Here is a 19,757-nt window from a genome sequence, read left to right as displayed (position 1 = left end):
TGTGGCTGGTCGTCCTCTCAGACCAGCTACGGATCGTCGCCTTGGTAGGCCTTTACCCCACCAACTAGCTAATCCGCCATCGGCCACCCCAATAGCGCGAGGCCCGAAGGTCCCCCGCTTTCATCCAAAGATCGTATGCGGTATTAATCCGGCTTTCGCCGGGCTATCCCCCACTACTGGACATGTTCCGATGTATTACTCACCCGTTCGCCACTCGCCACCAGGTGCAAGCACCCGTGCTGCCGTTCGACTTGCATGTGTAAGGCATGCCGCCAGCGTTCAATCTGAGCCAGGATCAAACTCTTCAGTTTAAACCTGTTACTGTTTTCGGTTCGTCGCAGTTTCCTGCTCAAGAACCGGTCGCTCACTCAAAGCTGACAGGAATTTGAATTACTTCAAAAACCTGACTTACTTTAGTGTGAGACTCTTGATACTTTTGCTGCTCCCGACTTTATTCCTAAGAACAAGGTCAGGTCGCCACCGCATCAAGCGCCCACACTTATCGGCTGTAAATTTTTAAAGATCGATCGCGAAGTTGCCGTTAAACCCGCTCAACTACCGGCTTCTTTCTGCGTTGCTGCGTCAGCAGCAGAGAAACGAGATTATGAAGAATCTTTTTCGCTTCGTCAACTGCTTTTTTTCGCTTACCGCTTAAAAAAGCTGCCGACTTCGCCAACCACCGGTTTCCGCGGCGGCCTTCGCTGCACCGACGTCAGAGACATCGAACTGCGAAGGGGGCGAATCTTATCGCCCCCGCAGGCACTGCGCAAGGGGGTGGCGCGAATATTCCTTACTTCCGGGTAAGCCCCTCCAGCGGCACCGCATTCGCCATCGCGGCGTAGCCCGCATCGCTCGGGTGGATGTGGTCGCCGCTGTCATAGCCGTAACGCAGGCGCGACGGTTCCGCCGGGTCGCGCAGCGCCACATCGAAGTCGACGACGCCGTCGAATGCTCCGCTCGTCCGGATCCACTGGTTCACCGCCGTACGGATCGCCTCGCGCTCCGGCGGCAGCGAAGCCGGCGTGAGCGTCGCGCCGAAAATGCGTACGCCGCGCCCATGCGCCTGCGCGATCACGCGGCGATAACCTGCGATCAGGTCGTTCGCATCCACATGCGTATGAGGAAAATCGCAGTCGAGGCCAGATCGTGCCGGCATCGCCTGGAAGTTGATGTCGTTGATGCCGATGAGCAGCACCACCGTCTTCACGCCCGGATGGCCGAGCGCATCGCGTCCGAAGCGCCGCTCGAGCGCCTCGCCGTAGCAAGGTGAATCGCTCAGCAGCCGGTTGCCGCTAATGCCGAGATCGATCACGGCGAGATCCGTGCGCTGCGACTGTGCGACGCGGCGCGCCAAAGCGTCCGGCCAGCGACGGTTCTGATTGAGCGAGGAGCGCATGCCATCGGTAATGGAATCGCCGATCGCGGCGACCGTCGAAGCCCCCGGCGCCTCGACCGCCAGCCCCGTTACCCACGCGAACTGGGTAAAGCGCTCGGTGAACGCGCCGATCGACGGGTCGGCGGCATGATTGCCCGGCCGCGAGACGTAGTTCACCTGGCTCGCTACGCGGTGCCAGGCGACCATCTTTTGCTCGGGTCCCATATAAGAACTGATGGCGTATGGCGCGTGCGCCTTTAGATCGATCTGCACCGGATCGCTATCGAGCGCAGCGCCGGGGGGCACCGACACCGCCGCCCGACCGCCAAAGGTCACATGCGCCGTGCCCGCCTCGCTCGCCGCCGCGCCTCCCACAGATGGCGCAATCGCCATCGCTTCGATCACGAGCGGGGTGCGCCCATAGAGGTTGCTGACATGCACTCGCGCAACCGAGCCGCCCAGCGTCGGATACACGATTTGCCGAACGGTACGCCCGGCGACCTCGGGCGCGCGGTACAGCCCCGGGAGCGCGTCGCGCTCGGGAATCGACTGCAGCGCCGTCGCCCAGGTTGTGACCCAGGGGCCCTGGGGCTGATCCGCGAACACCGGCGACGCGGCGCCAAGTGAAATGAAAACAGCGGCCGCAGCCGCGAGAGGAGCAAAAGAAATCTTCATCCGTGAACGAGTGCGCAGGCAAAGGGGCATTGTGCCCCATGGTCCGGCGCGCAGCCTTCCATCCGCCTGACAGTCCAGCGCACAAACCCGCTCACGAGCCTCCGACCCACACAAAACTCAGGCATTCCCGCTGCCGCCCCACTAAAACAGAACTGTCGCGAACCGAATTTCTTTGCCCTACCTCAAAAAATTCATTTACCGACCGGTCGGTTGGCTTATACTGCTCACCGTACCAAACCCGATACCCAACTTCGACGAGAGCGTCTCCATGTACACGCAATCCCTCGACATCCCCGGCAACGTGGCTCCGCTCGACGCGGACGCAGCCTCGCCGGAGCAGACACAGTTCGACGCGATCATGGCCGCCGACGGCAAGATCGAGCCGCAGGACTGGATGCCCGATGCCTATCGCAAGACGCTCGTGCGCCAGATCTCGCAGCATGCGCACTCGGAAATCGTCGGCATGCTGCCGGAAGGCAACTGGATCTCGCGCGCGCCGAGCCTCAAGCGCAAGGCGATCCTGCTCGCCAAGGTGCAGGACGAAGCAGGCCACGGCCTCTATCTCTATAGCTCGGCGGAAACGCTCGGCGTTTCGCGCGACCAGCTGGTCGACGCACTGCATGCGGGCAAGGCCAAATACTCGAGCATCTTCAATTACCCGACGCCCACCTGGGCGGACGTCGGCGTGATTGGCTGGCTCGTGGACGGCGCCGCGATCATGAACCAGATCCCGCTGTGCCGCTGCACGTACGGCCCATACGCGCGCGCCATGATCCGCATCTGCAAGGAAGAGTCGTTCCACCAGCGTCAGGGCTTCGACGCCCTGCTCGCCATGATGAGCGGCACCGAAGCGCAGCGCGAACTGGTTCAACAAGCCGTGAACCGCTGGTGGTGGCCGGTGCTGATGATGTTCGGCCCGAGCGACGCCGATTCGGTCCACAGCAACCAGTCGGCCAAATGGGGCATCAAGCGCATCTCGAACGACGACCTGCGCCAGAAGTTCGTCGACGCGACTGTCGAGCAGGCGAAGGTGCTGGGCGTGACGCTCCCCGACCCCGATCTGAAATGGAACGAAGCGCGCGGCCACTACGACTACGGCACGATCGACTGGGAAGAATTCTGGCGCGTCGTGAACGGCGACGGCCCGTGCAACCGCGAGCGTCTCGGCACGCGAGTGAAGGCGCACAACGAAGGCGCATGGGTGCGTGAAGCCGCCCTCGCGCATGCCGAAAAGCAGCGTCAGCGCGCCGAAAAGCACGCCGCATAAGCGCAACCGACATTGGAATCAGGAAGGAAGGAGATCTGAGATGAACAAGGAATGGCCGATCTGGGAAGTGTTCGTGCGTAGCAAGCAGGGCCTCGACCATAAGCATTGCGGCAGCCTGCACGCCTCCGACGCCTCGATGGCGCTGCGCATGGCGCGCGACGTCTACACGCGCCGTCAGGAAGGCGTAAGCATCTGGGTGGTGCCGTCGTCGGCGATCACGGCGTCGGATCCAAACGAGAAGGCCGAGCTCTTCGAACCGGCCGGCGACAAGATCTATCGCCATCCGACGTTCTACACGCTGCCCGACGAAGTCAACCACATGTAAGAGCGCCACCATGACGACGCCCACGCCCGAACAACTCGCGTACGTGCTGCGCCTCGCCGATACGGCGCTGATCCTCGGTCAGCGCAATACGGAATGGTGCGGCCACGGCCCGATCCTCGAAGAAGACATCGCGCTCGCCAACATGAGCCTCGACCTGATCGGCCAGGCGCGACTGCTCTACACGCATGCCGCCACGCTCGAAAAGGCGCTCACCGGCCGCGACCGCACCGAAGACGACTACGCCTACTTCCGCGCCGAGCGCGAGTTCGCGAACTACACGCTCGCGGAACTGCCGCACTTCGGCCCGCTCGCCGGCACGACGCATTCGGCCAACGACTACGCCGTGACGATCGTGCGCAATTTCCTTTACGCCACGCTGATGGAGCACTTGTGGACCGCGCTGTTGCGCTCCGCCGACCCGCAGTTGGCCGCGATCGCCGAGCGCTCGATCAAGGAAACGCGCTACCACGTGCACCATGCGCGCGAGTGGCTGATCCGTTTCGGCGACGGCACCGACGAATCGCACGGCCGCGCCCAGGCAGCGCTCGACTGGCTCATGCCCTACACGCGTGAGTTCTTCAGCACCGATTCCGTCGAAACCGCCGTGGCCGAGGCCGGCATCGCGCCGCTCGCAGCGCAGCTCGAAGCTTCATGGCGCGCGGATGTTGAAGCCGCACTCGAAGAAGCCACGCTCGCAGCACCCGCGCCGGTGAAGCACGTTACGACCGGCAAGCTTGGCGAGCACTCGGAGCACATGGGTTTCGTGCTGGCCGAGATGCAAAGCCTCGCGCGCCAGCACCCGGACGCGCGCTGGTAAGCACCCCCGCAGGAAAAGAGGAAGTCACGATGCAAGCAACGGCAGATCACGCGCTCGAACGCGCCTGGGAAGTGCTGGAATCGGTGCCCGATCCGGAGATTCCGGTTGTGTCGATCCGCGAACTGGGCATCCTGCGCGACGTGCGCCGAGCCGACGACGGCCAGATCGAAGTGGTCATCACGCCCACCTACTCCGGCTGCCCGGCGATGTCGCAGATCGCGGAGGACGTCGCGCACGCGCTCGACGCCGCCGCACTCGCGCCGTATCGCATCGCGACGACCTTGTCACCCGCGTGGACCACCGACTGGATCACCGACGAAGCGCGCGAAAAGCTGCGCGCCTACGGCATCGCGCCGCCCACGGGCAACTGCGGCTCCGCGCCTCAATCGGCCGAACAACCGATCACCTTCATCGTGAAACCGAAGCCGTTGCCCGCGCCCGCCTGCCCGCACTGCGGCTCGAAGCACACCGAACGCCTCGCGCAGTTCGGCTCGACCGCGTGCAAGGCGCTCTACCGCTGCATCGACTGCCGCGAACCCTTCGACTACTTCAAACCGTACTGATATGGCCACTCCGCAATTCCATTCGCTGCGCATCCGCGAAGTGCGGCCCGAAACCGCGGACGCGGTCTCTGTCGCTTTCGAAGTCCCGCCTGAGCTGCGCGAGGCGTTTCGCTTCACCCAAGGGCAGTTCGTCACGCTCAAGACCCATATCGACGGTGAGGAAACGCGCCGCTCGTACTCGATCTGCGTCGGCGTGACCGACTACGACCGCGACGGCGAGCTGCGCATCGGCATCAAGCGCGTGCGCGGCGGGCGCTTTTCGAACTTCGCGTTCGATCAGCTCGCGCCGGGCCACGAAATCGACGTGATGACGCCCGATGGCCGCTTCTTCACGCACCTGAACGCCGAGCACGGCAAGCACTATGTGGCGTTCTCGGGCGGCTCGGGCATCACGCCCGTGCTCGCGATCATTAAGACGACACTCGAAACCGAACCGCGCAGCGAATTCACGCTGGTCTACGGCAACCGCAGCGTCGACGCGATCATGTTCGCCGAAGAGCTGGAAGACCTGAAGAACCGCTTCATGAGCCGCTTTCGCCTCTATCACGTGCTCTCGGACGACCTGCAGGACGTCGAACTCTTCAACGGCGTGCTCGATCAGGCGAAGTGCGCGGCGTTCCTCGACACGCTGCTGCCCGCCGACGAGATCGACGAAGCGTTCATCTGCGGCCCCGGCCCGATGATGGACGCCGCCGAAGCCGCGTTCAAGGACGCGGGCGTGCCGCCGCAGAAGGTGCACGTGGAGCGCTTCGGCTCGCCGCTGCCTCAGGCGGGCGTGCCGAACGTCGAAATCACCGAAAGCACGCCGGCCGCGGACCTCGAGATCGTCATCGACGGCAAGAAGCGCAAGATGCGCCTGCCGTACGAGGGCGTGAGCCTGCTCGACGTTGGCCTGAAGGCGGGTCTCGCGCTGCCATACGCTTGCAAGGGCGGCGTGTGCTGCACCTGCCGCGCCAAGGTGCTCGAAGGCGAGGTGAAGATGGACAAGAACTACACGCTCGAGGAGCAGGAGGTAAAGGACGGGTTCGTGCTCACCTGCCAGTGCCATCCGGTGAGCGAGCGTGTGGTTGTGAGTTTCGACGAGCGTTAAGGCGTTAGAGCAACAGCACGCTTTCGGCCTGCAGGCGATCCGCTTACACTAGGGGCCGCCCGCGGGTGTTGCAGCGCAGCGCTGCACACCCGCGGGCGGCTCCTTTTGTTATTTGCGGGTTTACTGGGCGTTCACAGTGAACGCAGCGACTTGTCGATGACCACGATTCACCTCATTTACGGCGAGCCGGCCGTGACGGCGCTACGTCAGGCGCTCGAAGCGGCAGGCCGTCCGGACCGCGTAATCGCCCTGGGCGACGACCTGACGGTAGGCCCACTGCGCGACATCGACGTGGCGGGCGACCCCGGCGTGGCGCAACGCGCCGCCTTCTGGGAGCGTCTTGGCGATGTTTCGCCAGCCCTGGCACACGACGACTGCGCGGCGCTGACTGCCCTCGAAGCCGACGACTCCCACGTGGTGATCTGGCACACGCACGACGCCGCGCACCAGCTTGCGCTGCGGCGGGTCTGCTACCGCTTGCGCGACGTCCCGCAGCGCCTGAACGAAGTGCGCCTCACCGCCGACGAAATTTCGGGCCCGAACGCCGCGGCCTGCATCGAAGCGCGCTTGCCCGATGCCGCGCCGATTTCGGTGCTGCGCATCACGCGTCTCGCGCTGGAGTGGCAGGAAGCCAAGTTCGCCAACGGCGAGACGCGGCGCTGGCGCGACAACACGTTCACGAGCGGCACCTGGAGCGACCTCGACGCCATGATCCTCGACGTGCTCGACGCCCACGAGGACCTTCCCGCCGACGCGTCGTGGCTTGCCAGCGATGCGCTCGGCGCCGAGCTGACACGCGGGGGCGCCGGCTTCACGGTTGGCGAGCCGGTCGTGCTGTGGCGCCTGCGCGAACTGTGCGCGGCTGAAGAACTGCGACTGCGCGACGACATGTGCGCCGCTTGCGCGCCGCTCGCCGCTGCTGCACGCGCCGCGCGTCCGCCGCTTCCGCAAATTGCCGCGCATCTTTCCCTCCCCCGCTGAATCCCCATGGCACGCACCCGAGCGCCCGACCACGAAACCCAACGCGACCAGATCCTCGAACTCGCCGCCGCCAAATTTGCGCAGACGAGCTACCCGAGCACCTCGATGTCCGACCTCGCCGCCGCCAGCGGCACCTCGAAAGCGCGGCTCTATCACTATTACGAGAGCAAGGAAGCGATCCTCTTCGATCTGCTCGACCGCTACACGAAGCGGCTCATGCTGATCATCGCGGAGGTGGAAGGCGCAAGCCAGCGGCGCGGCCACGACGAGCGTGAGGGCTTCGCGGAGCTGATTCGCGCGTTCCTTGCGGAGTACGAAACCTCGCACAGCCGCCATGTGGCGCTCCTGAACGACGTCAAATACCTCGTGGACGCCCAGCGCGAGATCATCCTGAACCGCCAGCGCGACGTGGTCGCCGCCTTCACGCGTCAACTCGCGCGCGCGTATCCCGGCCAGGTCACGAGCGAAAACCAGGCCGCGCTGACGATGATGGTGTTCGGCATGATCAACTGGACGTTTACGTGGCTCAAGCCCGGTGGCCGCATGGCTTACCGCGACTTCGCCGAGCAGGTGATCGCCATGGTCGATCACGGGCTGAAGGGCGCCTGAAGGCTGCCTGCGCGGTCAAGATTTTCGGGCCAGATTGCTGCGGTGCGGCATGATGCACCACAGCAACAATTGACACGTCAAATGACCCGAAAAAATACTCGTTAAGAATCAACCGTTTGCGCCTATATTTTTATTAATTAGGTGCAACACTCAAATTTACACTCCGGGTTTTCCCTAGAGTGCACCCAGGGTTTCCGCTAGAATGCGTTTTGCGCTGCATCATGCGGCATGCATTTTAAGGAGAACCCACCATGAACCCGCTTTCGACCAAAGCCAACGTGCCGATCATTTCGACCGCTCGTCCGCTGACGCCCGGTCATGCGCCCGTCATGGTTCGTGTGCTCACCTCGGCAGACCGCGAACGCCTGCTCTCGCACTTTCTCACGCTCGGCAGCGACGACCGCCTGCTGCGCTTCGGCCAGGCCGCCCCCGACCACGTGATCGAAAAGTACGTGCGCTCGATGGACTTCACGCGCGACACCGTGTTCGGCGTGTTCGACCACCAGCTTCAACTCGTGGGCGTCGGCCATCTGGCCTATCTGCCGGCGGACGGCAACGGCCGCACGGCCGAGTTCGGCGTGTCCGTGCTGGAAAGCGCGCGCGGCCAGGGCATTGGCTCGAAGCTGTTCGAGCGCGCCGCCATCCGCAGCCGCAACACGCACGTCACCACGCTCTACATGCACTGCCTGTCGCGCAATTCGACGATGATGCATATCGCGAAGAAGTCGGGCATGAAGATCGAGTACGCCTACGGTGAAGCCGACGCGTATCTCTCGCTCGAGCCGGCCGATCAGAACAGCATCATCGCTGAAATGCTCCAGGAGCAAGCGGCCGTGTTCGACTACGCGCTCAAGCGCCAGGCGCGTCAGGCTCGCAAGCTGATGGAAACCGTCCTGCCGCAAGCTGTCGCGGCATGACTCCTGCCCTTCGGGACAGACTGATGCACTCAAAAAAAGCGGCTTCGGCCGCTTTTTTTGCGTCTGCTGCACGGCGCCGCGCGATCAGCGGATCGGCAAGGCTGTCGTTTCCTTGAACGTGTCGAGCGAGAAGCTGGACTTCACGTCGATCACTGAAGGATGGTGCAGCAACTGGTCCTGCACGAAGCGCGAAAAATGCGCCATATCCTCCACCTGCACGCGCAGCAGGAAATCCATGTCACCTGTCATCGCGTGGCAGGCCACCACCTCCGGCCAGGTCTGCACCGCCGCACGAAACAGCTCGGCGTGCGTCACGCCCTCACGCCCCGCCGCCGTCGGCCCGCGCTTTTCCAGCCGCACGTTCACGTAGGCGAGCAGGTCGAGCCCTAGCTTCTGCGCATCGAGCAGCGCCACGTAGCTGCGAATCACGCCGCTTTCTTCCAGCCGCCGGATGCGCCGCAAACACGGGCTCGGCGAGAGATTTACACGCTCGGCGATCTCCTGGTTCGAGAGACGGCCATTCTCCTGAAGGATCGCCAGAATGCGCCTGTCGATTGCGTCCAATTCGATGCTTGCCATTTTCTGCCTTCCGATCATTCGTTCTGGGCAGTTTATAGCGCAAATCGTTGGTTGCACGACCCAACTCGCAAGTTTTCTCCCAATGCAGCGGACTACACTTTGCAGCACGAAATCTGATCTACATCAGCCAGGAGACAACCATGCAGGTCCCCAACTGGGAGAACCCCGTCGGCACCGACGGCTTCGAGTTCATCGAATACACCGCGCCGGACCCCAAGGCGCTCGGCAAGCTGTTCGAACGCATGGGCTTCACCGCCATCGCGCGCCATCGCCATAAGGACGTGACGCTCTACCGCCAGGGCGACATCAACTTCATCGTCAACGGCGAACCCGATTCGTTCGCCCAGCGCTTTACGCGCCTGCACGGCCCGTCGATCTGCGCGATCGCCTTCCGCGTGCAGGACGCCGCCAAAGCCTACAAGCACGCGCTCGAACTCGGCGCGTGGGGCTTCGACAACAAGACGGGCCCGATGGAGCTGAACATTCCGGCCATCAAGGGCATTGGCGACTCGCTGATCTATTTCGTCGACCGCTGGCGCGGCAAGAACGGCGCGGCGCCGGGCAGCATTGGCGACATCAGCATTTATGACGTCGACTTCGAGCCGATTGCAGGCGCCGAGCAGAACCCGGTTGGCCACGGCCTCACCTATATCGACCACCTCACGCACAACGTGCACCGCGGCCGCATGAACGAATGGGCCGAGTTCTACGAACGCCTCTTCAACTTCCGCGAAATCCGCTACTTCGACATCGAAGGCAAGGTGACTGGCGTGAAGTCGAAGGCGATGACCTCGCCCTGCGGCAAGATCCGCATCCCGATCAACGAGGAAGGCGGCGAGACGGCCGGACAGATCCAGGAATACCTCGACGCCTATCACGGCGAAGGCATCCAGCACATCGCGCTCGGTACGAACGACATCTATCGCACTGTGGATGGTCTACGCGCCAAAGAGATCGCGCTGCTCGACACGATCGACACGTACTACGAACTCGTGAACCGCCGCGTTCCCGGCCACACCGAGCCGCTGGAAGAGCTGAAGAAGCGCAAGATCCTGATCGACGGCATGCCCGAAGACCTGCTGCTGCAGATCTTCACTGAGAACCAGATTGGTCCGATCTTCTTCGAGATCATCCAGCGCAAGGGCAACCAGGGCTTCGGCGAGGGCAACTTCAAGGCACTGTTCGAGTCGATCGAGCTCGACCAGATCCGCCGCGGCGTGGTGCAGGACAAGGCCTGACGCCTGAAAGGCGCCAAATCAGTCTAAAACCAAAGAAAAAGGGCGAAGATCACGCGATCTTCGCCCTTTTTACTTTTGAATCCGCCGCCGCACACCCCGGCGACGTATTCAGGTGAATGGAATGCTGCGCGGATCAGCGCGGCATCAGGATTTGCGTTCGGCCTTCGCGGCCGGCATGGCGTTCGTATCAGCCTTCACGCTCAGCGTGTACTGGGCGCATCGGGTCGTTGCACTCTCGCCGCTTCTCGTGCTGGCGTTGGAATGCAGCGGCGCGCTCATCGCAAAGAACGCTGCCGAGACCGTCAGGAAGGTCTGGATATGTCGATTATTCATGCTGGACTCCTTTTATAGACTGCCTGTTGCAGTAGTGCCCCTTTTAATAACTGTTTACAGCCAGGGAAGCTGCGCGGTTCGCACAGGTGAGGGAGTTAGACAGGATATTCAAGACCGGTTCCGAGGTAGTGCAAGTTTTACACGTTGTTACTCCTCAGATGAATTCGATACATCCTTTATTACACAGGGGTTTCAGACCGCTTGCGCGGCATGCCGACCCAGGGTCCTGAGATGGGCCCGAAACATGCAGCGCAATGCGGCGCGGCGCTCCGAGCCTCGAAGCGGCGGGTTTATCCGAGTGCTAGTATCGAAAGAAAGAAGCCAATATGGCGACCCCGGCCGAAGCATTCACAAGATGCCGAGGCCCTGAAGTTCTGGCGATCCCACAACGGATTGGTTGGATGGAGGAAGACACATAATGAATGCCCCGCTAGACGCAGGTCAGCGCGCTTCGCTCGAAGCCGCACTCGCTTCCGTCACGCTCGACGATAAATACACCCTCGAACGCGGTCGCGCGTACATGAGCGGGATCCAGGCGCTGGTCCGCCTGCCGATGCTGCAGCAGGAACGCGACAAGGCCGCCGGCCTCAATACCGCGGGGTTCATCTCGGGCTATCGCGGCTCGCCGCTCGGCGGTCTCGATCAGTCCCTCTGGAAGGCGAAGCAGCATCTCGCCGCCCATCAAATCGTCTTTCAGCCCGGTGTGAACGAAGACCTCGCCGCGACCGCCGTGTGGGGCTCGCAGCAGGTGAACCTGTACCCATCTGCGAAATACGACGGCGTGTTTTCGATGTGGTATGGCAAGGGTCCCGGCGTCGACCGCAGCGGCGATGTGTTCAAGCATGGCAACTCGGCGGGCTCCTCGCCGCACGGCGGCGTGCTCGTGCTCGCCGGCGACGATCACGCCGCGAAATCGTCCACGCTCGCGCACCAGTCGGAGCACCTCTTCAAGGCGTGCGGCCTGCCGGTGCTATTTCCCTCGAACGTGCAGGAATATCTAGACTTCGGCCTGCATGGCTGGGCCATGAGCCGCTACTCGGGCCTTTGGGTCGCGATGAAATGCGTGACCGACGTGGTCGAATCGTCGGCTTCGGTCGAGATTGACCCGCATCGCACGAACATCATCCTGCCCGAAGACTTTGCGATGCCCGAAGGCGGCCTGAACATCCGCTGGCCGGATCCGCCGCTCGTGCAGGAAGCGCGTCTGCTCGACTACAAGTGGTACGCGGGGCTCGCCTATGTGCGCGCGAACAAGCTCGACCGCATCGAGATCGATTCGCCACACGCGCGCTTTGGCATCATCACGGGCGGCAAGGCGTATCTCGATGTGCGCCAGGCGCTCACCGACCTCGGCCTCGACGACGAAACCTGCTCGCGCATCGGCATCCGCCTCTACAAAGTGGGCTGCGTGTGGCCGCTCGAAGCGCAGGGCGCGCACGCCTTCGCGCGCGGGCTCGAAGAGATTCTCGTGGTCGAGGAAAAGCGTCAGATTCTCGAATACGCGATCAAGGAAGAGTTGTACAACTGGCCCGACGCGCAGCGCCCGCGCGTGTACGGCAAGTTCGACGAGAAGGACGGCGCAGGCGGCGAATGGTCGGTGCCGATGGGCAACTGGCTCCTGCCCGCGCACTACGAGCTTTCGCCCGCGATCATCGCCAAGGCCATCTCCACTCGGCTCGAAAAGTTCGAATTACCCTCCGACGTGCGTGCGCGCATCGCAGCGCGCATGACCGTGATCGAGGCCAAGGAAAAGGCGCTCGCGAAACCGCGCGTCCAAGTCGAGCGCAAGCCGTGGTTCTGCTCCGGCTGCCCGCACAATACGTCCACAAACGTGCCCGAGGGCTCGCGCGCGATGGCCGGCATCGGCTGCCACTACATGACCGTGTGGATGGACCGCAGCACGAGCACCTTCAGCCAGATGGGTGGCGAAGGCGTGGCGTGGGTCGGCCAGGCGCCGTTCACGAACGACAAGCACGTGTTCGCCAACCTCGGCGACGGCACCTACTTCCACTCGGGCCTGCTCGCCATCCGCGCGGCCATCGCCTCGAAGGCGAACATCACGTACAAGATTCTCTACAACGATGCGGTCGCGATGACGGGCGGACAGCCTGTCGACGGCACGCTCACCGTCCCGCAGATCACGCATCAAGTCGCAGCCGAAGGCGCGGCGAAGATCGCGATCGTCACCGACGAACCCGAGAAGTACGAAGGCGAACCCGCCACGAAGCTCGCGCCGGGCGTGACGATCCACCACCGCGACCAGCTCGATGCGATCCAGCGCGAACTGCGCGAGATTCCCGGCACGACGATTCTGATCTACGACCAGACCTGCGCCACGGAAAAGCGCCGCCGCCGCAAGCGCGGCACGTATCCTGACCCGGCGAAGCGCGTCGTGATCAACGAGGCGGTATGCGAAGGCTGCGGCGACTGCTCGGTGCAGTCGAATTGCCTGAGCGTCGAGCCGCTCGATACCGAATACGGTACGAAGCGTCAGATCAACCAGTCCACCTGCAACAAGGACTACTCGTGTCTGAAGGGCTTCTGCCCGAGCTTCGTCACAGTGGAAGGCGGACAGTTACGCAAGCCGAAGACGAGCAGCGTCGCCAACGATGCGATGCCGACCGTCCCGACGCCCGACGTGCCCGCCATCGGCCGCCCGTATGGCGTGCTCGTGACGGGCGTGGGCGGCACCGGCGTGGTCACGATCGGCGCGCTGCTCGGCATGGCCGCGCACCTCGAATCCAAGGGCGTGACCGTGCTCGACGTGACCGGCCTCGCGCAAAAGGGCGGCGCGGTGATGAGCCACGTGCAGATCGCCAACCGGCCCGACGACATCCACGCCACGCGCATCGCCATGGGCGAGGCGAACCTCGTGATCGGCTGCGACGCCATCGTGACGGCCGGCGACGACTGCGTCTCGCGCATGCAGGAAGGCATGACGCACGTGGTGCTCAACAGCGCGCCCACGCCGACCGCCGAGTTCATCAAGAATCCGCAGTGGCAATTCCCGGGCGCCAACACCGAAGCCGACGTGCGCGCCGCAGCGGGCACGGACAACGTCGCGACCGTCGATGCGAACCGCTACGCGCTTGCGCTGCTCGGCGACGCGATCTACACGAACCCGTTCGTGCTCGGCTACGCGTGGCAGAAGGGCTGGCTGCCGCTCACGCACGAGTCGCTCGTGCGCGCGATCGAGTTGAACGCGGTGCAGGTCGAGAAAAACCTCGCGGCGTTCGAATGGGGCCGGCGCGTGGCGCACGATCGCGCGGCTGTGGATCAGCTCGTGAAGAAGCCGCAGCCCGAGCAGAACGCCGACTCGGCCGGTGCGAAGATCGTCTCGCTGCACACGCCCAAGGCGCTCGACTCGCTCATCGAAAAGCGCGCGCAGTATCTCGCCGCGTACCAGAACGAGGCATATGCGAAGCGCTATCGCGCGTTCGTCGAAAGCGTGCGGCAAGCCGAGGCGAAGCTCGAGCACGTCGACGGCCAGTTTCCGCTCACCGAAGCCGCGGCGAAGAACCTGCACAAGCTGATGGCGTACAAGGACGAGTACGAGGTCGCGCGCCTCTACGCGGACCCGGCGTTCATCGAGAAGATCAAGGCGAGCTTCGAAGGCGACTGGAAGGTGAACTTCCATCTTGCACCGCCTTCGTTCGCGAAGCATAACGACAAAGGCCAGCTCGTGAAGAAGCAGTACGGCCCGCGCATGCTCACCGCCATGCGCATGCTCGCGAAGCTCAAATTCCTGCGCGGCACGGCGCTCGATCCGTTCGGCCGCACGGAGGAGCGACGCCACGAACGCGCGCTGATCGGTGAGTACGAAGCGCTGATGCGCGAAGTCATCGGCGGATTGAGCGAGGCGAATCTGCCGCTCGCGGTGGAAATCGCGAATCTGCCCGACGCAATTCGCGGTTACGGCCACATCAAGGAGAACAACCTCAAGGCCACGCGTGCGAAGTGGGCCACACTGCTCGCGAAGTGGCGTTCGCCGGAAAACGGCGCGGCGCAGCACGCGGCTTGATGCTCTCTTGAGGCGGTAAAAAACAAAGGGCGCTCCGTGCAACACGGAGCGCCCTTTTCACATCGGGCGATTGCCGAAAGCGCGCTTACTTCGCCGCCGCCTTCGCCACGTTCGCGTTAGCCGAAGCCACCGCCGTCATGTTGATGATGCGTCGCACCGTCGCCGCCGGCGTGAGGATATGCACCGGCTTCGAAGCGCCCAGCAGGAACGGGCCGACCGTCACGCCTTCGCCGCCAATCACCTTCAGCAGGTTGTACGCGATGTTGGCCGCTTCCACGTTCGGCATGATCAGCAGGTTCGCCTCGCCCGTGAGCGTCGTGCCCGGGAACGACTGCTTGCGGATCAGTTCGGAGAGCGCGGCGTCGCCGTGCATTTCGCCGTCCACTTCGAGCTGCGGATCGCGCGCGGCGATCAGCTCGCGCGCGGCCTGCATGCGTGCGGACGTCGACGAACGCACGCTGCCGAAGTTCGACGAAGAAAGCAGCGCGACCTTCGGCGTGATGCCGAACTTCTCGATTTCGCGCGAAGCGAGAATCGTCATGTCGGCGAGCTGCTCGGCGCTCGGCACTTCGTTCACGTACGTGTCGCTGATGAAGATGTTGCGGCCCGGCAGCATCAGCAGGTTCATCGCCGCATAGTTCTCGGCTTCCTTGGCCTTGCCGAACACCTGATCGACGAACTTCAGGTGATAGTCGAAGCTGTTGAGCAGGCCGCAGATCATGCCGTCGGCGTCGCCCAGATGCACGAGAATCGCGCCGATCAGCGTGTTGAACTTGCGCACCGAAGCCTTCGCCACGTCAGGCGTGATGCCCTGGCGCGCGCCCAGTTCGTGGTACGCCTGCCAGCTCTTCTGGAAGCGCGGATCGTCTTCCGGATCGACGATCTCGAAGTCGGTGCCCGGACGCAGCTTCGAGCCCATCTTCTTCAGGCGCATTTCAACGACCGAAGGACGGCCCACGATGATCGGCTTGGCGATCTTCTCGTTGAGCACGAACTGCGCGGCGCGCAGCACGCGCTCGTCTTCGCCCTCGGCGAACACGATGCGCGCGCAGTTGGCCTTCGCAGCCGCGAACACCGGACGCATCACCATGCCCGACCGGTACACCGTCGCGCCAAGCTGCTCGCGGTAGGCGTCCATGTCCTGAATCGGACGCGTCGCCACGCCCGAATCCATCGCGGCTTGCGCCACGGCCGGCGCGATCTTGATGATGAGACGCGGATCGAACGGCTTCGGAATCAGATACTCCGGGCCGAATTCGAGCGTGTGGCCTTCATAGGCCTTCGCCACTTCGTCGCCCTGGTCGGTTTCTTCCGCGAGTTCCGCGATCGCGCGCACGCATGCGAGCTTCATCTCTTCCGTGATGGTCGTCGCGCCCACGTCCAGCGCGCCGCGGAAGATGAACGGGAAGCACAGCACGTTGTTGACCTGGTTCGGATAGTCCGAACGGCCCGTGGCGATGATCGCGTCCGGGCGCACCTTCTTCGCTTCTTCCGGGCGGATTTCCGGCTCCGGGTTCGCGAGTGCGAGGATCAGCGGCTTGTCGCCCATTTCCTTGACCATCTCGGGCTTGAGCACGCCCGCGCTCGAACAGCCGAGGAACACGTCGGCGGCCTTGATCGCGTCGCCGAGCGTGCGCGCTTCGGTGTTCGCGGCGTAGCGCGCCTTCGACGGATCGAGACTGCCGCGGCCTTCGTAGATCACGCCCTTCGAGTCGGTGACGAGGATGTTCTCTTTCTTCAAGCCGAGCTTCACGAGCAGGTCCAGACACGCGATCGCCGCCGCGCCCGCGCCCGAGCACACGAGCTTCACGCTGCCGAGTTCCTTGCCCACGACCTTCAGGCCGTTGAGGATCGCAGCCGACGCGATGATGGCCGTGCCGTGCTGGTCATCGTGAAAGACGGGGATCTTCATGCGCTCGCGCAGCTTCTGCTCGATGTAGAAGCACTCGGGCGCCTTGATGTCTTCGAGGTTGATGCCGCCAAGCGTGGGCTCGAGCATGGCGATCGCGTCGACGAGCTTGTCCGGGTCCAGTTCGTCGAGTTCGATGTCGAACACGTCGATGCCGGCGAACTTCTTGAAGAGACAGCCCTTGCCTTCCATCACCGGCTTGGCCGCGAGCGGGCCAATGTTGCCGAGGCCGAGCACGGCCGTGCCGTTCGTCACGACGCCGACGAGGTTGGCGCGCGAGGTGTACTTCTGTGCGTCGAGCGGGTCAGCGTGGATTGCCTCGCAAGCGGCGGCAACACCGGGCGAGTAAGCAAGCGAAAGATCGACCTGGTTCGAGAGCGGTTTGGTCGGCGTAACCGAAATCTTGCCGGGCTTCGGATTCTGGTGATACGCGAGCGCGCTTTGCTTCAGTTGTTCATCCATTTTCAGGCCTGCCTGGGGACGTGAGAGACGTGAGAGAGAGAATCTTTTATGGTCGTAGGCCCGCCGGTTCGCACGGCACGAGCGTTCCAGCAGGGCCGATTAGTGTACACCTGGCGCCGTTCGCGTCCACGTGGGTCAAAGACTGATACCGGGAATTCGCGCGGGCGATAAAGCGGCGGCGCTTTCGTCTGACGGATGAGCCGCGCTCAGTCGAGCGCCGCGCCGCGCCGTTCGGGAATGAGGAAGAGCGTCGCGAGAATATCGAGCACGTAGATGGCAGCGAGCATGCAGAGCGCCACCGTGAAGGAGTAACGCGCGGCCAGTGCGCCTACGGCGAGCGGGCCGAAGCCGCCCACGGCGCGGCCGATGTTGAACAGCACGTTCTGCGCGGTCGCGCGCGCCGCGGTGGGATACAGCTCGGAGATCAGTGCGCCGTAGCCGCCGATCATGCCGTTGACGAACACGCCCATCGCCGCGCCGCCAATCAGCAGCGCAAACGGCGTGGAAAGCTGCGCGTAGACGAACACCATGACCACGGCGCCGGCTTGATAGAACAGAAACGCGGGCCGGCGGCCGAAGCGGTCGGCAGCGACGCCGAAGAGCCAGATGCCGAGCGCCATGCCGGCAACCGTCGCGGCAGTCCAGAGCCCCGACTTCGTGAGCGAATAGCCGAAGGACTTCGAAAGGTACGCGGGCAGCCAGATCATCAGCCCGTAGTAGCCGAAGTTCTGCACCGAGCAGAGCACGGCCACGCCCAGGCTCGCGCGCGCGGTGCGCGCATCGGCCACGAGCATGCGCAGCGCGCGCGGACGCTCGGTCTTCGCCGCAACGGCCATGCGCTGTGCATGCGCGACGAAGAGCTCGGGCTCCTCCACGCGCCGCCGAACGACGAACGAAACGGCTGCCGGCAGCAGCCCGATGGCGAACATGCCGCGCCAGCCAATCAGCGGGAGCAGCAGCGGCGTGAGGAGCGCGGCGGCCAGCACGCCCAGTTGCCAGCCGAGCCCGACATACGACGACGCCCGCGCGCGCAGGTGAGCAGGCCACGCTTCGGCGACGAGCGCCATGCCAATGCCGAACTCGCCGCCCAGCCCGATGCCCGCGATCGTGCGGTAGACGAGCAAGTCGCCGTAGCCGCGCGCGAGCGCGCACAGGCCGGTGAAGACGGCGAACAGCAGGATGGTCCACGTGAGCACGCGCACGCGCCCGTAGCGGTCGCTCAGCAGCCCGAAGACGATGCCGCCCACCACGGCGCCGACGAGCGTCCACGTGACGAGCGCGCCCGCCTGCGCGCCGGAGAGGTGCAGATCGGCGCTGATCGCGGGCAGCATGAAGCCGAGCATCAGCAGATCGAAGCCGTCCATGGCATAGCCGAGCACCGAGGCGACGAGCGCACGCAGGGCGTGGCCGCGCGTGGCGGCGACTGGGTTGGTAGAAACGGCGGTCATGTGAACAATCCTGAGAAACGTGCGCACACCGGGAGCGCAAACCGGCGTGAGTGTAAAGGCGTGGCAGGGCCGTCACAACCACGGCGCAACCCGCGCGCACCGCGGCGCCGCTGGCGTTCGCGCCCCACATCGCTGTCGGCAGTTGCCGGTACGACTCGTCGGCGATCGTCAAGTCGGGTAAAATACCGGCCTACGCGCGCAAGAGAAGCCGTCCGGACTGTGCGAGTCGCCTTGACCCCATGCTGTGCAGGAAAGGTCAGACGATCCACGCCTCCGGGCCGCGCACCGCAGGCGCCGAAGCCACGCTTCGAGCCCGCCGTGCCAGCGCCACCGGGCCTCGCGCCCGCCCTCCTCCCGCACTCATATCCAAGGATTCGCCCATGACAGGCTACGATCGCCAGACGATTTCGGACGCAACCGCGAAAATGCTGCTCGAAGTGAAGGCCGTGCACTTCAATGCCGAAAAGCCCTTCATCTTCACTTCCGGCTGGGCGAGCCCGGTCTATATCGACTGCCGCAAGCTGATCTCGTATCCGCGCGTGCGCCGCGGCCTGATGGAAATGGCCGAAGCCACGATCCTGCGCGACGTCGGCTACGAGCAGATCGATGCCGTGGCCGGCGGCGAAACCGCGGGCATCCCGTTCGCGGCATGGCTCTCCGACCGCCTGATGGTGCCCATGCAGTACGTGCGCAAGAAGCCGAAGGGTTTCGGCCGCAACGCGCAGATCGAAGGTCTCCTCACCGAAGGCCAGCGCGTGCTGCTCGTCGAAGACCTGACCACCGACAGCCGCAGCAAGATCAACTTCATCAACGCGCTGCGCACGGCCGGCGCGCAGGTGAACCACTGCTTCGTGCTGTTCCACTACAACATCTTCAAGGAAAGCGTCTCGGTCCTGAAGGACATCGACGTCGACCTGCACGCGCTCGCCACGTGGTGGGACGTGCTGCGCGTCGCCAAGGAATCGGGCTACTTCGAAACGAAGACGCTCGACGAAGTCGAGAAATTCCTGCACGCGCCGGCTGAATGGTCGGCTGCGCACGGCGGCGCAACGTCGGCACCGCAGTAAGCGCACACGCCGCACAAGCGCGAGCGCATAGCAAAAAGGCCATCTGCCTCCTGGGCAGATGGCCTTTTTTTCTGGCCGTTG

At 63.9% G+C, this 19,757-nt stretch carries 17 protein-coding genes and 1 rRNA gene; 11 read left to right on the top strand and 7 right to left on the bottom strand.

Features of this window, described 5'->3' with window-relative positions; translation table 11 throughout:
• The 3 genes from VSR72_RS38020 to VSR72_RS38010 all read right to left on the bottom strand — a co-directional run.
• Positions 1-311: ribosomal RNA gene (locus tag VSR72_RS38020) — 16S ribosomal RNA — on the bottom strand; the annotation flags it as partial.
• Between the two features lie 230 nt (positions 312-541).
• Positions 542-676, bottom strand: a complete 135-nt coding sequence (locus VSR72_RS38015; RefSeq protein ID WP_342957361.1) for a hypothetical protein — start codon at positions 674-676, stop codon at positions 542-544.
• 114 nt (positions 677-790) lie between these two features.
• Positions 791-2,050, bottom strand: a complete 1,260-nt coding sequence (locus VSR72_RS38010; RefSeq protein WP_342957360.1) for an SGNH/GDSL hydrolase family protein — start codon at positions 2,048-2,050, stop codon at positions 791-793.
• 268 nt (positions 2,051-2,318) lie between these two features.
• Here VSR72_RS38010 and paaA point away from each other — a divergent pair, with 268 nt between their 5' ends.
• The 8 genes from paaA to VSR72_RS37970 all read left to right on the top strand — a co-directional run bounded on the left by paaA (position 2,319) and on the right by VSR72_RS37970 (position 8,619).
• The gene (gene paaA, locus VSR72_RS38005; RefSeq protein ID WP_342957359.1) at positions 2,319-3,317 is read left to right on the top strand and encodes a 1,2-phenylacetyl-CoA epoxidase subunit PaaA; all 999 of its coding nucleotides are present in this window, start codon (positions 2,319-2,321) and stop codon (positions 3,315-3,317) included.
• A gap of 40 nt (positions 3,318-3,357) precedes the next feature.
• Positions 3,358-3,642: a 1,2-phenylacetyl-CoA epoxidase subunit PaaB gene (paaB, locus tag VSR72_RS38000; RefSeq protein ID WP_028203445.1), complete on the top strand. Its 285-nt coding sequence runs from the start codon at positions 3,358-3,360 to the stop codon at positions 3,640-3,642.
• 10 nt (positions 3,643-3,652) lie between these two features.
• Positions 3,653-4,459, top strand: a complete 807-nt coding sequence (paaC, locus tag VSR72_RS37995; RefSeq protein WP_342957358.1) for a 1,2-phenylacetyl-CoA epoxidase subunit PaaC — start codon at positions 3,653-3,655, stop codon at positions 4,457-4,459.
• 29 nt (positions 4,460-4,488) lie between these two features.
• Entirely contained in the window at positions 4,489-5,022 is a 534-nt protein-coding gene (gene paaD, locus VSR72_RS37990; RefSeq protein ID WP_342957357.1) for a 1,2-phenylacetyl-CoA epoxidase subunit PaaD, read from the top strand.
• Between the two features lies 1 nt (position 5,023).
• Positions 5,024-6,112, top strand: a complete 1,089-nt coding sequence (gene paaE, locus VSR72_RS37985) for a 1,2-phenylacetyl-CoA epoxidase subunit PaaE (protein WP_342957356.1) — start codon at positions 5,024-5,026, stop codon at positions 6,110-6,112.
• A 156-nt stretch (positions 6,113-6,268) separates the two neighbouring features.
• Positions 6,269-7,093: a DUF1835 domain-containing protein gene (locus VSR72_RS37980; protein WP_342957355.1), complete on the top strand. Its 825-nt coding sequence runs from the start codon at positions 6,269-6,271 to the stop codon at positions 7,091-7,093.
• Positions 7,094-7,099: 6 nt separating this feature from the next.
• Positions 7,100-7,702, top strand: coding sequence for a TetR/AcrR family transcriptional regulator (locus VSR72_RS37975; protein WP_342957354.1), 603 nt, complete (start codon positions 7,100-7,102; stop codon positions 7,700-7,702).
• Between the two features lie 251 nt (positions 7,703-7,953).
• Positions 7,954-8,619 carry a GNAT family N-acetyltransferase gene (locus VSR72_RS37970; protein ID WP_342957353.1) on the top strand — a complete coding sequence of 222 codons (666 nt, stop codon included), beginning with the start codon at positions 7,954-7,956 and terminating at the stop codon, positions 8,617-8,619.
• An 84-nt stretch (positions 8,620-8,703) separates the two neighbouring features.
• Here VSR72_RS37970 and VSR72_RS37965 read toward each other — a convergent pair whose 3' ends face one another.
• Positions 8,704-9,198: an Lrp/AsnC family transcriptional regulator gene (locus VSR72_RS37965; protein ID WP_028203439.1), complete on the bottom strand. Its 495-nt coding sequence runs from the start codon at positions 9,196-9,198 to the stop codon at positions 8,704-8,706.
• Between the two features lie 140 nt (positions 9,199-9,338).
• Here VSR72_RS37965 and hppD point away from each other — a divergent pair, with 140 nt between their 5' ends.
• On the top strand, positions 9,339-10,436 hold the full coding sequence (hppD, locus tag VSR72_RS37960; protein ID WP_342957352.1) for a 4-hydroxyphenylpyruvate dioxygenase: 1,098 nt from the start codon (positions 9,339-9,341) through the stop codon (positions 10,434-10,436).
• A gap of 144 nt (positions 10,437-10,580) precedes the next feature.
• On the opposite strand, the gene VSR72_RS37955 is transcribed toward hppD, so the two are convergent.
• On the bottom strand, positions 10,581-10,769 hold the full coding sequence (locus VSR72_RS37955; RefSeq protein ID WP_342957351.1) for a hypothetical protein: 189 nt from the start codon (positions 10,767-10,769) through the stop codon (positions 10,581-10,583).
• A 418-nt stretch (positions 10,770-11,187) separates the two neighbouring features.
• Here VSR72_RS37955 and VSR72_RS37950 point away from each other — a divergent pair, with 418 nt between their 5' ends.
• Positions 11,188-14,790, top strand: coding sequence for an indolepyruvate ferredoxin oxidoreductase family protein (locus VSR72_RS37950; RefSeq protein WP_342957350.1), 3,603 nt, complete (start codon positions 11,188-11,190; stop codon positions 14,788-14,790).
• An 85-nt stretch (positions 14,791-14,875) separates the two neighbouring features.
• Here VSR72_RS37950 and VSR72_RS37945 read toward each other — a convergent pair whose 3' ends face one another.
• Both VSR72_RS37945 and VSR72_RS37940 read right to left on the bottom strand, forming a co-directional pair.
• Positions 14,876-17,161, bottom strand: coding sequence for an NADP-dependent malic enzyme (locus VSR72_RS37945; protein WP_342957349.1), 2,286 nt, complete (start codon positions 17,159-17,161; stop codon positions 14,876-14,878).
• Between the two features lie 206 nt (positions 17,162-17,367).
• Positions 17,368-18,609: an MFS transporter gene (locus tag VSR72_RS37940; protein WP_342957348.1), complete on the bottom strand. Its 1,242-nt coding sequence runs from the start codon at positions 18,607-18,609 to the stop codon at positions 17,368-17,370.
• A gap of 380 nt (positions 18,610-18,989) precedes the next feature.
• Here VSR72_RS37940 and VSR72_RS37935 point away from each other — a divergent pair, with 380 nt between their 5' ends.
• Complete coding sequence (locus VSR72_RS37935; RefSeq protein WP_028203433.1) at positions 18,990-19,676, top strand: orotate phosphoribosyltransferase; 687 nt, start codon at positions 18,990-18,992, stop codon at positions 19,674-19,676.
• Positions 19,677-19,757 lie beyond the last annotated feature (81 nt).

The sequence above is a fragment of the Paraburkholderia sp. JHI869 genome (genome assembly GCF_038900775.1).
GTDB lineage: Bacteria > Pseudomonadota > Gammaproteobacteria > Burkholderiales > Burkholderiaceae > Paraburkholderia.
Note: the sequence above shows the minus strand (reverse complement) of the source record. Positions and strands in the feature narration are given on the sequence as shown.

What these genes read in the sequence shown, in the direction of transcription:
- paaA (WP_342957359.1), top strand. Translation starts at nt 2,319, where the DNA reads ATGTACACGCAATCCCTCGACATCCCCGGCAACGTGGCTCCGCTCGAC.
- VSR72_RS37970 (WP_342957353.1), top strand. Translation starts at nt 7,954, where the DNA reads ATGAACCCGCTTTCGACCAAAGCCAACGTGCCGATCATTTCGACCGCT.
- paaC (WP_342957358.1), top strand. Translation starts at nt 3,653, where the DNA reads ATGACGACGCCCACGCCCGAACAACTCGCGTACGTGCTGCGCCTCGCC.
- VSR72_RS37955 (WP_342957351.1), bottom strand. Translation starts at nt 10,769, where the DNA reads ATGAATAATCGACATATCCAGACCTTCCTGACGGTCTCGGCAGCGTTC.
- VSR72_RS37980 (WP_342957355.1), top strand. Translation starts at nt 6,269, where the DNA reads ATGACCACGATTCACCTCATTTACGGCGAGCCGGCCGTGACGGCGCTA.
- hppD (WP_342957352.1), top strand. Translation starts at nt 9,339, where the DNA reads ATGCAGGTCCCCAACTGGGAGAACCCCGTCGGCACCGACGGCTTCGAG.
- paaD (WP_342957357.1), top strand. Translation starts at nt 4,489, where the DNA reads ATGCAAGCAACGGCAGATCACGCGCTCGAACGCGCCTGGGAAGTGCTG.
- paaE (WP_342957356.1), top strand. Translation starts at nt 5,024, where the DNA reads ATGGCCACTCCGCAATTCCATTCGCTGCGCATCCGCGAAGTGCGGCCC.
- VSR72_RS37945 (WP_342957349.1), bottom strand. Translation starts at nt 17,161, where the DNA reads ATGGATGAACAACTGAAGCAAAGCGCGCTCGCGTATCACCAGAATCCG.
- paaB (WP_028203445.1), top strand. Translation starts at nt 3,358, where the DNA reads ATGAACAAGGAATGGCCGATCTGGGAAGTGTTCGTGCGTAGCAAGCAG.
- VSR72_RS37965 (WP_028203439.1), bottom strand. Translation starts at nt 9,198, where the DNA reads ATGGCAAGCATCGAATTGGACGCAATCGACAGGCGCATTCTGGCGATC.
- VSR72_RS37975 (WP_342957354.1), top strand. Translation starts at nt 7,100, where the DNA reads ATGGCACGCACCCGAGCGCCCGACCACGAAACCCAACGCGACCAGATC.
- VSR72_RS37935 (WP_028203433.1), top strand. Translation starts at nt 18,990, where the DNA reads ATGACAGGCTACGATCGCCAGACGATTTCGGACGCAACCGCGAAAATG.
- VSR72_RS38010 (WP_342957360.1), bottom strand. Translation starts at nt 2,050, where the DNA reads ATGAAGATTTCTTTTGCTCCTCTCGCGGCTGCGGCCGCTGTTTTCATT.
- VSR72_RS37950 (WP_342957350.1), top strand. Translation starts at nt 11,188, where the DNA reads ATGAATGCCCCGCTAGACGCAGGTCAGCGCGCTTCGCTCGAAGCCGCA.
- VSR72_RS37940 (WP_342957348.1), bottom strand. Translation starts at nt 18,609, where the DNA reads ATGACCGCCGTTTCTACCAACCCAGTCGCCGCCACGCGCGGCCACGCC.